Here is a 10023-nt window from a genome sequence, read left to right on the forward strand (position 1 = left end):
CGGCCCCTCGGCCAAGCCCGGCTGGGAATGGGTGAGCGACGTGCACGAAGGGCAACTCCAACGCCTCGCCCGAAGAAACGAACACGACGGGACGCCCCGCGACATCCTGGTCGAACCCTTCTGAGCCCCACGGCCGTAAACAGAAGAACGCCAGGTCGAAGACCTGGCGTTCTGTCCTACCGTGGTGTCCGAGGGGAGAGTGCGACCATTTACACATACCCTTGCCTATCCCATCGGAGACGTCTGCCGCATTCGCATTCCCTGAGCCGTGTTGGGCTGGTGTCCGGTCGCCGGGCCGGGCATCGGCCACCTGGGTTCGAATCCCCGGAGGAAAGTGGTCCGTGCGGCGGAGTGAGACCATGACGTGCATGTCCGGTGAGCTCATGCCGCCGAGGTGCGTCCTTCAGTGGACGGCTTGTGGGGTCGGGGTTCGTGGTGGGGTGAAGACGAATACCGAGCTTTCGCCTTACCCGGGCTCGCATCCTTGACGAGGATCGGTCCACGCGTCTCTGGCGCTGCATGCACGTGGAGGTTGAGCGGACCGTCGGTGACCGGCCGGGGCCGTGTCCGCCATGACGCGGCGGCCGGTCGGCTGCTGCTGCGGTGTCGGGCGGTTCGCCCGGGCCTGTTCTGCGCTCGCCGTGGCTTCGGAGGTTCAGGGCCGGGCGGGGCGGGAGCGCCTGGTGTCGACGTTGCCGGTCAGGGTGTTGAGGAGGCCGGGGAGTTCGGCCGCGGTCCGGGCGGGCAGGCCGGCCACGGTCTCCTCCGCCAGGGCGCACCATAGCTGCTTGACCTGGTCGGCGAGCGCCTTGCCGCTGTCGGTGAGTTCGATGATGCTGGCGCGCTTGTCGTCGGAGGCCGGCGTGCGGCGGATGTGGCCGGCGGCTTCGAGCTTGCGGACCATGAGCGTGATGCTGGGCGGCTCCACCCCGAGTGCCTCGCTGAGCTGAGCACCGATCATCGGGCCGGTCCGGGCGAGTTCGAGCAGCAGCGCCTCCTGGCCCGGGTGCAGGCCGAGCGGGGCCAGTAGCGCGGCGATCCTGGCCCGGTGGCGCAGGCTCAGCAGCCGGATGGCCTGGTTGACGGCGTCGGCTTGGGCGAAGTCCACGGCTCTCCTTGACAACTTGCTTATGCGCATAATTATTATGTGCATAATCTTATCCGCATAACCAAACCTGTGCAATCTCGAAGGAGCCGACATGACCGTGAAGATCGCCGTCATCTACTACAGCGCGACCGGCACCGTGCATGAGCTCGCGCAGGCCGTCGCCGAGGGAGCAGCCTCGGCCGGGGCCCGGACACGGCTGCGGCGGGTCGCCGAGCTGGCGCCCGACAGCGCCATCGATCAGAACCCGCTGTGGCGGCGGCACGCCGACGCCGCCACGGGGATCGCCCAGGCCGCGGTCGAGGACCTGGCGTGGGCCGACGCGCTGGCGTTCGGGACGCCGACCCGGTTCGGCACGCCGGCCGCGCAGCTCAAGCAGTTCATCGACCAGGCCGGCGGTTTGTGGCAGGACGGCGACCTGGCCGACAAGCCGGTGACCGCCTTCACCTCGGCGTTCAACCGGCACGGCGGCAGTGAGGCCACGCTCCTGTCGCTGGCCAATGTGTTCTACCACTGGGGCGCACTGATCGTCCCGCCCGGATTCACTGATCCGGCCGTGTACGCCGCTGGCGGCAACCCCTACGGCACCTCCGCCGTGACCGGACCGACCGGAGACGGCCTCCGGGCAGCGGCACTGGACGCGGCCCGATACCAGGGACGGCGGCTGGCTCAGATCACGACCCGGCTGCTGGCGGGCACCCGTGTCACCGGCGGGAACACCCGCGCGGCCGAAGCCGAGGGGACTCCCCAGCTCACATGAGCGCCACCGGCGGCCCCGGCTCACCGGACATCCATCGCACCTTCGCATTCAGCCCTTCAGGAGACGCCTGTGACCTCCGAACCCCCCGCGAACACCCTGACCCGCGGCCGCGCCGAAATAAGGACCGGCCCCGCGTGGATGGTCCTGGCGCTGGCGTGTGCCTGCCAGTTCATGGTGATCCTGGACTCTTCCATCGTGAACGTCGCCCTGCCTTCGGTCGACCGCGACCTCGGCTTCACCACCGCCGGTCTGGCCTGGGTGGTGAACGGCTACCTGCTCGCCTTCGGCGGGTTCATGCTGCTGGGCGGTCGCGCCGCCGACCTGTTCGGTCATCGCCGGATGCTGGTCGCCGGGCTGTCGGTGTTCTCCGTCGCGAGTCTGGTCGGAGGCCTGGCGAGTAGCGCGGAGGTCCTGGTGGCGGCCCGCGTCGTGCAGGGCACGGGAGCCGCCCTGCTGGCCCCGGCGACGTTGGCGGTGATCAACACCGGCTTCACCGGGGGCCGTGAGCGCGCCCGGGCGTTCGGCGCGTGGTCCGCCGCAGGCGGTGTGGGCGGCCTGGCCGGTGCGGTGGCGGGTGGTGCCCTCACCACCGGCCTGTCGTGGCGGTGGGTCTTCCTGATCAACGTGCCGATCGGCGCGATCCTGATCGTGATGGCCGTGATGTCCCTGTCCGGCACGCGAACCGGTCGGCGGGCGCCACTCGACCTCACCGGTGCGGTCACCGGGACGACGGGGCTGGCCGCGCTGATCTACGGGGTCATGCAGAACGCCGATCACGGCTGGACGTCCCCGCCGGTCGTCGTGCCGGTCATGGCGGGCCTGCTCCTGCTCGCCGTCTTCACCGTGGTGGAGGCGTGTTTCGCCACCCGGCCGATGATGCCCCTGCGGCTGTTCCGCATCCGGGGGGTCGCCGTCGGCAGCGGCATGCTGCTGCTGTTCGGAGGGATCGCCATCGCGATGTGGTACTTCACATCGCTGTTCCTGCAGAACGTTCTCGGCTACGGCGCGCTCGACGCCGGACTCGGGCAGACACCCGCGGCGGTGACGTTCATGGTGATCGCGCGATGGGCCGCCGCCCTGCTGCCGCGCACCGGTGTGCGGTTGCTGGTATCGGCCGGCAGCGGTTGCCTCATGACCGGTTTCGGCTGGCTCTCCCAGGCCCACGCCGACAGCGGCTACCTCACCGGCGTGCTCGGGCCCACGCTGCTCATCGCGGTGGGCATCGGGCTGACCTTCCCCACCCTCATGGCCGCGACGACCGCCGATGTGCCCGAGAGCGACGCGGGCACCGTCGGCGGCCTGGCCCAGACCGCCAATCAGGTGGGCGGGTCGATCGGCCTGGCGGTGCTCGCGACGGTCGTCGGCACCACGACCCGGACGGAGACCAACGGGGATTCCCCGGCCGCCGTCCTCGCCGCCGGCTACGCCCGCGTCTTCCTCATCGCGTCCGGACTCGGTCTGGCCGTCGCGCTGGTCGGCTTGCTGCTGCCGCGGCACCGGCGCGACTGACCGCGACCGCCGTCCACCGCACGCGCCGCTCCGCCGGGGTTCGGCGGCTCGGCCCCCGAGGGCACGCCCGAGCGGAGCGAGGGACCACGCCATCGAAGGAGTTCGATAGGAGAACGACGCAGGGCCCTCGCCGCAGTCGGCGAGGGCCCTGCGGTCGGCGCCCGGGGGTTGTCAAGAACCGCTGGCCCACGCAAGATCGCTCTGGCGATCACGTATGGACTGGACTGGCGGTAGCGGGTCCGGAGAAAGCCTATCGGCACGGTTCGAATCCCTGCGGATGCGAATCACATGGCGTACGCCCCGCACACCGCACCATCTTGATACGGCCCATGGGCGAATGGTGTGGCTCGGAGAGGGAGTCGAACCCCCATGCGTCTGACCTGGCGTGACAGGTTCATCGACATGAACCCCATGGCCATGGAATGGCAAAAACGCCAGGTCAGAGACCTGGCGCTCGGTGTTGCCGTGGTGTCCGAGAGGGGAGCGCGACCATTGGCACATGTCTCCGCCTATCCCATCGGTGACATCTGCCGTATCCGTGTGCCCTGAGCTGTCGGCTGGACGAATGCGGTTCCTATGGGAGGCGGCGGTAGACGTCGCGGCGGTTGCCGACCGCCAGAACCCATACGGTCAGCTGACCGTCTTCGATGGTGTACACGACGCGGTGGTCGCCGACCCTGAGCCGCCAGCGAGCGTTGTGGCCCTGGAGTGCCTTGATGTCGAACACCGAGGTGTCTCCCGCGTCCATCGCCTTCTGAAGCTCGGTGAGGCGGTGCAGGATCCGCATGGCGTCCTGACGCGGGATCTTGAGCATGTCCCGCTGGGCCTGGGGGGTGAAGCGCGTCGTGCATCCCATGGGTCAGCCGTGGTGGTCGCGGATCAGAGCCGCCATCTCTTCGAGGGAGACCGACCCCTCCGTGCCTTCGGCCTCGGCTTCGTCGGCCAGTTGGTTGAGCCAGGACTCCTCGGCCTCTTCGGCGATCTGATGCAGTCGCCGGTACTCCTCGATATCGAGCACCACGGCCTCCTGCTTGCCCCGGCGGGTGATGATCGTCGGGGTCTCGTCACGGTGCGCACGGTCTATGACGTCGGCGAGGTGGCTGCGTACCTCCGCCATGGATGCGATCACCGGCTCACTCATGTCACCAATGTAACAGATGTACATGAGTAGCTTCAGGAAGTAAAGAGCAGGCCGAGTTCTCCAGGGGGAGAGCGTCCCCTGATTGCAAGGACGAGCTCAGGCTCCAGGTAAGAGAGTTTTTGGACCTAGTCGGCGATCTTCGGGGTCTTGATCACAATCCCGGGTCTGTCGATCAGTGCTGGCCTGCCCGCTGGGCGCGGCTGTGGGCGAGGCGGTAGGAGTCGGTTCCGGTTTCGATGATGGTGGCGTTGAAGGCGAGACGGTCGACGATCGCGGAGCAGAGGCGCGGGTCGGTGAAGGTCTTGGTCCAGCCGCCGAAGCTGTCGTTGGAGGCGATCGCGACCGATGCGGTCTCCTCGCGCTCTGTCAAAACCTGGAAGAGCAGGTCAGCGCTGCGTTTGTCGAGTTCCATGTAGCCGAGTCCGTTCACCAGCGGGGCGGTGAGAACGTATTGACGCGGTGGCGGCCCATGGCTGCCTCGGTGCCGAGCCAGGTCTCCTCGTCCTTCTCGGCGACGGCGAGATCGTCTCGTTCAGACTGAGCCTGCCCACCGGTATGGAACCAAGCGCGGCACCGAAGAGACCGGCTTCATCCGCTGCCCCTGACGTTCGTTCCTGAGTGCGACCGGGCGTCGGCCACTTGAGACGTGACCGGTTCCCAACATCGTCCTGTGCGACATCGACTCGATATCACGAAGCGGTAGCGTCTCCTGCCTCCGCCCCTGCGCTCGGAAAGCCTGCCATGCAGCGTGATCTCCTGCGGGTCGCCATCTTCGGCGTCTCCTTCTCCCTGCCTGTCTCGGCTGCCGCCGTGGTCGCCGCTCTCCTCCTGGCCTCGGAGCCGGCTCCGCCTTCTGCGCCGATTGCGCTTCCGTCAACGTCGAGTCCTGCGCCGCAGCCGACCGTCACCGTGACGGTAGAGGCACCGGTTCCGTCGCGTAGTGTTCGGTCGCCCGAACCCAGTCCGCGGCCTGTCCCGCAAGGGTCGGTCGTCTTGGTGGACCGGAGCACGACGGCCTCGGACGACGAGTGCACGAGAATCGTCACGGTGTACGAGAACCGGTCCGACACGGCGGTCATCTCGATCACTCAGTCCTTTCAGACGAGCTACGCGCCCAAGCACAGGGAGGGCGAGTATCCCGAGGACAAGGACGGCCCGGTCAAGACGCTTGTCCAGGACGCGGGCATCGCCCCGTACGCCACCCGTCAGTTGACCTGGGACGTTTGCGCTCCGGAACTGACGAAGCTGATGAATCCCTACCCGGAAGACGGCACAGGCGGTTTCATGAGCGAAGTGGGCGCGGTTCCGACGAAGACCAGGTGGAAGTGGCTGTCCCGGTGAAACGCTGCTCGACGTGTCCCAGTCGCAGTTCCGTTGCGAACACGTCACCGGTGGCGCGACGGCTCAGGCCACTGACACCGGTATGACCAGCGCTTACGAGCTCGGCAGTCGCAACGATCGTGGAGCGGCGAGCCCGTGCACGTTGAAGCGCTCGGGGACGTGTTTCAGGAGAGTTCGAAGATCGCGGCAGGGGCCTGGCTGTTGGCGAAGACGCCGTGGCCGTCGAAGTGGACGATCTGGAACGGCTCTCCGACCTCGGTCGCTGTGATGAGGGCCGTGTGGAGTTGGTCGAGGGTGGGCGGGCGCAGGACGACGAGGTCGACGTTGCCGCGGACCGCGTCCAGGTGTTCCAGCAGCGGGCGGGCGATCATCTGGTAGCCGACGGCGTTCTCGCCGGATGGCCGGGAGATGACCATCAGGACCCGGAGCTTGTCTCCGCTGGTGGGGAACGGCCGGGAGAGGTCTCCTGCGGGAAGCCGCCGGGTCAGAGCGAAGCCGTCCAGGGCCAGCGGCCGTCCCCGCTGAGGGTCACGGATTAGCTCCCAGGGCAACCCCAGCCGTTGCGCGGCAGACGAGTTCGGGACGGTTGCCGCTGGCGCGGACGGCGACGTAGGCGGCGAGGGCGGGGCCGGTGGCGAAGAGCGCGTGGAAGATCGTCTCACCCCATTGAGGAATCTTGGCAGCGATGGCCTGTCCGCGGTCGGAGTAGACCGCGAACGGAGCACGCAGGTAGTCCTCCAGATACCAGCGCAGATCCTCCAACGCATCGGCGTCCAGCGGCCACACCGTCTCGGCATGTTCGACGATCAGCTCGGGCTGGTCGCCGCCCTGCCACGACACCGACACCCGGCCCTGATCGTCGAGATCGATCAGGAGCCGATCATTTCCCTGCCCGGTCACCCGGCATCCCCCAGGTCTTTGTGCACCCTGAATGACCACAAATTAGCCCCGATCAACCAGGCTAGGGATCTTCCGGCATTTGCAGGAGGTGAAGCCATCTCAATCTTCCAGAAAGCCAGAAAACGCAATTTCGGTCATCTAAAAATCCATATTCTGGACGTCCGTGTCAAGGTCTTGATTCACTGGGAGTAGATGAGGGACTCGGGGCGTCTAATCTGCTATATGAGGTTAATCCCCGTCACCGGAAAGGCGATCTTTTCGTTGATGGGAGGTTCGTCGGGGACGGTCGGCTCGAGCGGTGGTAGCGGGGTGCGGTGTGAAGGGTCGTCGTCGAAGGAATCGGCTGTTGGTCTCCGCGGACACCGAAGGCCGGGTGTCGGTTCAGGTCCGGCTGGCCGGTGAGGAGTTCCCCACCCATGTGGTGGCGGCTCGGGAGATGCCTTGGCCACTGGGCGATGAGGACCTTGAGGACCTGTGCTGGTATCTCGAGGACTACCTGACCGCGCCCTTCGCGGTCTACGGCGAGCAGGGCGAGGCCGTCCGCGAGCGCTTGGCCACCTGGGGCGGCGATCTGTTCAACGCCCTGCTCGGAGAGGTCGGCCCGGCTCGTGAGGCGTACGTGGCGGCCAGAAGCCGCAAAGATATGGAGATCGTTCTCCAGTCGGCTTCGGCCCGGTTCCTTGGCCTGCCCTGGGAACTCATGCGCGACCCGGCCCGGTCGACACCCCTGGCGCTGGAAGGCATCCCGATCATCCGGACTCTTCCGGCTGCGGATCTGACCGAGTCGTTCGAACCCGCCACCCCCGAAGGGGGACGGTTGCGGGTGTTGATGGTGGTGTCCCGGCCGGAAGGAGAAGCCGACGTCGGCTACCAGATGGTCGCCCGCCCGCTGTTGGAGCGCTTGGAGTCCGTCCGCGGCACAGTCGAACTAACGGTCCTTCGCCCGCCCACCCTCGCCCGGTTCGAGACGATCCTCCAGGATGCCGCGGCTGCCGGGGAACCGTTCCAGGTCGTCCACTTCGACGGCCACGGCGTCTTCGCCCGTGAACCACTTCTCCCCGCTGGGCGCGGCTCCACTATGTACGAGACCGCTGGTGAGCGGGGAATGCTGGCGTTTGAGAAACCCGAAGGCGGCGCCGACCTCGTCCCTGCCGAGAGACTCGCCGCCGTCCTGGCCGCCGGACAGGTACCCGTCGTCGTGCTGAACGCCTGCCAGTCCGCACAGCTCGGCAGTGAAATAGAGGCTGCTGTCTCGACCCGCCTCCTACGCGAGGGCGTGGCCTCGGTCGTCGCCATGGCCTACAGCGTCTACGCCGTCGCCGCCGCCGAATTCATGGCCGTCTTCTACGAGAGGTTGTTCGCCGGTGACAGTGTCAGCGACGCCGTCACCAGAGCACGCCGACACCTCCACACCGCCAACCTCCGCCCCAGCCCGAAGGGACGGCTGCCGTTGGAGGACTGGATGGTCCCGGTCCACTATATGCGCCGAGACATCGCCTTCCCCGGCCTCACCACCCCACGTCCCCAGCCGCTATCACAGAAAGACATGCTGGCCCAGGCCCGCGCCACAACCCAGGACGACGGGTCGGAAGAAAATGGCGGACTGACTGCGGCGGAGTCGTTCGTCGGTCGGGATGGTCTGCTGCTGGCGTTGGAGGTCGCGGCCCGATCCCAGCACGTCGTGGTACTGCACGGCCCGGGTGGGACGGGTAAGACAGAGTTGGCGAAGGCGTTCGGCCGGTGGTGGCGTGACACCGGGGGCGTCGATGATCCCGGGTTCGTGGTCTGGCATTCCTTCGAGCCTGGTCTGGCCTCGTTCGGGCTGGACGGTCTCATCACCAGCCTCGGCCTCCACATCTTCGGCAGCGACTTCGCCGCCCTTGACTCTGTAGAGCGGCGCCAGACGGTCGAGGGGTTCCTTGCCAGGTATCGGGTGTTGTGGTTGTGGGACAACTTCGAAACCGTCCACTCCATGCCCGACCCCACCGGCGCCACCCCGCCCCTCGATGGTGTCCGGGCTGATGAGCTGCGCGCCTTCCTCCATCGCGTCGCCACCCGCAGCCGCAGCACGATCGTGATCACCAGCCGTAGTCCCGAGGCCTGGCTCGGCCCCCAGATCCGGCGGATCAAGGTCGGGGGGCTGAGTCAGGAGGAGGCGGTGCTGTACACCGATCAACTTCTGGCGCCTTACCCGGGGACGCGGCGTAAGCGGCAGCAGCGGGTGTTCGAGGATCTGGTGCAGTGGTTGGACGGCCATCCGCTCAGCATGCGCCTGACCCTGCCCCTACTCGACTCCACCGCCCCCGACCGGCTCCTTAACGCGCTCAAGGGAGTCGAGCCATTGCCGGCACGTGACGAAGGAGACCGAGCCACGAGCCTGGCCGCTAGCATCGCGTACTCCTTCGCCCATCTGCCCGACCGCGACCAGCAGACCATCACCGCTCTCGCTCTCTTCCACACCACCACCGGCAGCGACGTCCTCGGCCTACTATCCCGATCACCGGCCGCTCCACAGCGATTCCATGACCTGTCCCCCGGCAACTGGGAAGCGGTACTGGAGCGGGCGGCTCAGGTGGGGCTGCTGTCGGGGCTCGGGAGGGGTGTGTATCGATTGCATCCGGCTCTGCCGTCCTACCTGGCCGCTCACTGGCAGCGTCTCACCTCGGACGGATTCGATGCCGAACGAGCTGCCGCCATGCGGGCGCTGCTGGACGCCTACGCCGCCTTCGCCAACTGGCTGGGAGAGCAGTGGCGCAGCCAGAACGCCCAGATGGCGGCGGCTTTGGTGCAGGTACACCGCCGTAACCTGTCAAGCATGCTGGGCTATGCCCTGGACCACCAGCACTGGGAACACGCCAACGCCATCGCCCGCACCCTCAATGACTATTGGGATCTGCGTGGGCTGGTGCAGGAGGCTTGGGGGTGGGTGGATCGAGCCCAGCAGGCACTCGAGGACCCGCCCGGAACCCCGCCCCCGCTCGACACCCCCGCCGGACAGCTGTGGGCGTTCCTCACCCAAAGCCAGGCCAACCGCCACCAAAGCGCAGGCCAACTGGACCGAGCCGAGGAAATCTACCGCGCCCTCCTGCACGCCCTCCAGCAGCTCCCCGACAGTGACCACCAACGCGCCAACACCGCCGTCATCTACCACCAGCTGGGCGTGACCGCGCAACTGCGGGATGACCTCGACCAGGCCGAGGACTGGTACCGCCAATCCCTCGCCATCGAAGAGGACCTGAACGACCGACCCGGCATGGCCGTCATTTA

Annotated in this window: 11 protein-coding genes; 5 read left to right on the forward strand and 6 right to left on the reverse strand. The window is 67.4% G+C overall.

Translation table 11 applies throughout. The features are described 5' to 3' along the window. Nucleotides 1-655: 655 nt before the first annotated feature. On the reverse strand, nt 656-1108 hold the full coding sequence (locus ABD140_RS30105) for a MarR family winged helix-turn-helix transcriptional regulator (protein ID WP_344244452.1): 453 nt from the start codon (nt 1106-1108) through the stop codon (nt 656-658). 91 nt (nt 1109-1199) lie between these two features. Here ABD140_RS30105 and wrbA point away from each other — a divergent pair, with 91 nt between their 5' ends. The 3 genes from wrbA to ABD140_RS30120 all read left to right on the forward strand — a co-directional run bounded on the left by wrbA (nt 1200) and on the right by ABD140_RS30120 (nt 3923). Continuing rightward, nucleotides 1200-1865: an NAD(P)H:quinone oxidoreductase gene (gene wrbA, locus ABD140_RS30110; RefSeq protein ID WP_344244454.1), complete on the forward strand. Its 666-nt coding sequence runs from the start codon at nt 1200-1202 to the stop codon at nt 1863-1865. A gap of 69 nt (nt 1866-1934) precedes the next feature. After that, nucleotides 1935-3374: an MFS transporter gene (locus tag ABD140_RS30115; protein ID WP_344244456.1), complete on the forward strand. Its 1440-nt coding sequence runs from the start codon at nt 1935-1937 to the stop codon at nt 3372-3374. 369 nt (nt 3375-3743) lie between these two features. Next, entirely contained in the window at nt 3744-3923 is a 180-nt protein-coding gene (locus tag ABD140_RS30120; RefSeq protein WP_344244458.1) for a hypothetical protein, read from the forward strand. Nucleotides 3924-3948: 25 nt separating this feature from the next. Here ABD140_RS30120 and ABD140_RS30125 read toward each other — a convergent pair whose 3' ends face one another. The 3 genes from ABD140_RS30125 to ABD140_RS30135 form a co-directional block, all read right to left on the reverse strand. Beyond that, nucleotides 3949-4230: a type II toxin-antitoxin system RelE family toxin gene (locus ABD140_RS30125; protein WP_344244460.1), complete on the reverse strand. Its 282-nt coding sequence runs from the start codon at nt 4228-4230 to the stop codon at nt 3949-3951. A gap of 3 nt (nt 4231-4233) precedes the next feature. Next, entirely contained in the window at nt 4234-4515 is a 282-nt protein-coding gene (locus tag ABD140_RS30130; RefSeq protein ID WP_344244462.1) for a type II toxin-antitoxin system Phd/YefM family antitoxin, read from the reverse strand. A 172-nt stretch (nt 4516-4687) separates the two neighbouring features. Further along, nucleotides 4688-4945: an ATP-binding protein gene (locus ABD140_RS30135; protein WP_344244464.1), complete on the reverse strand. Its 258-nt coding sequence runs from the start codon at nt 4943-4945 to the stop codon at nt 4688-4690. A 617-nt stretch (nt 4946-5562) separates the two neighbouring features. Here ABD140_RS30135 and ABD140_RS30140 point away from each other — a divergent pair. Beyond that, complete coding sequence (locus tag ABD140_RS30140; protein ID WP_344244466.1) at nt 5563-5856, forward strand: hypothetical protein; 294 nt, start codon at nt 5563-5565, stop codon at nt 5854-5856. 164 nt (nt 5857-6020) lie between these two features. Here ABD140_RS30140 and ABD140_RS30145 read toward each other — a convergent pair whose 3' ends face one another. Further along, nucleotides 6021-6407, reverse strand: a complete 387-nt coding sequence (locus ABD140_RS30145) for a CHAT domain-containing protein (protein ID WP_344244468.1) — start codon at nt 6405-6407, stop codon at nt 6021-6023. Next, entirely contained in the window at nt 6385-6756 is a 372-nt protein-coding gene (locus ABD140_RS30150; RefSeq protein WP_344244470.1) for a hypothetical protein, read from the reverse strand. The genes ABD140_RS30145 and ABD140_RS30150 overlap by 23 nt, the downstream gene beginning before the upstream one ends. Nucleotides 6757-7102: 346 nt before the next feature. Between ABD140_RS30150 and ABD140_RS30155 the strand changes: the two genes are divergently transcribed. After that, a partial coding sequence (locus ABD140_RS30155) for a CHAT domain-containing protein (protein WP_344244472.1) occupies nt 7103-10023 on the forward strand: 2921 nt, incomplete at its 3' end.

Source organism: Actinocorallia libanotica (assembly GCF_039525175.1).
Lineage (GTDB): Bacteria > Actinomycetota > Actinomycetes > Streptosporangiales > Streptosporangiaceae > Actinocorallia > Actinocorallia libanotica.

Coding starts and splice junctions, on each gene's coding strand:
- ABD140_RS30120 (WP_344244458.1), top strand. CDS start 3,744: ATGCGTCTGACCTGGCGTGACAGGTTCATCGACATGAACCCCATGGCC.
- ABD140_RS30130 (WP_344244462.1), bottom strand. CDS start 4,515: ATGAGTGAGCCGGTGATCGCATCCATGGCGGAGGTACGCAGCCACCTC.
- ABD140_RS30125 (WP_344244460.1), bottom strand. CDS start 4,230: ATGGGATGCACGACGCGCTTCACCCCCCAGGCCCAGCGGGACATGCTC.
- wrbA (WP_344244454.1), top strand. CDS start 1,200: ATGACCGTGAAGATCGCCGTCATCTACTACAGCGCGACCGGCACCGTG.